This is a genomic window from Tsukamurella sputi (genome assembly GCF_007858445.1).
GTDB classification, from domain to species: domain Bacteria; phylum Actinomycetota; class Actinomycetes; order Mycobacteriales; family Mycobacteriaceae; genus Tsukamurella; species Tsukamurella sputi.
In genome coordinates this window covers 1-519 of the sequence record NZ_VIGV01000220.1, presented here as the reverse complement: position 1 = coordinate 519, position 519 = coordinate 1, and the positions used below count along the sequence as shown (strand labels likewise).

1 protein-coding gene is annotated in these 519 nt (G+C 69.4%); it reads right to left on the bottom strand.

The window, feature by feature from the left end:
* Positions 1-519 (bottom strand): sulfate/molybdate ABC transporter ATP-binding protein (locus FK268_RS23905; RefSeq protein WP_146437916.1); only part of this gene is annotated, 519 nt, incomplete at both ends.

Genomic DNA, 519 nt, shown 5'->3' with positions numbered 1-519 from the left:
CGCCACCGAGCCGAGGAAGGACATGACGAACTCGGTCTCGGGTCGGTCGTAGACGTCCGCGGGAGTGCCGACCTGCTCGATCCGGCCCTTGTTGAGCACGGCGATGCGGTCGGCGATGTCGAGCGCCTCCTGCTGATCGTGCGTCACGATCACGGTGGTCACGTGGACCTCGTCGTGCAGCCGCCGCAGCCAGGACCGCAGCTCGTCGCGGACCTTCGCGTCCAGCGCCCCGAAGGGCTCGTCGAGCAGGAGCACCTGCGGGTCCACCGCCAGGGCGCGGGCGAGCGCCATGCGCTGGCGCTGACCGCCCGACAGCTGCGCCGGGTACCGGGTCTGGAACCCCGTGAGCCCGACGACCTCGAGCAGATCGTCGACCTTGGCCTTGACCTCGGCTGCGGGACGCTTGCGGATCTTGAGTCCGAAGGCGACGTTCTCGCGCACGGTCATGTGCTTGAACGCCGCGTAGTGCTGGAAGACGAAGCCGATGTCGCGCTGCTGCGGGGTCGCGTGCGTGACGTC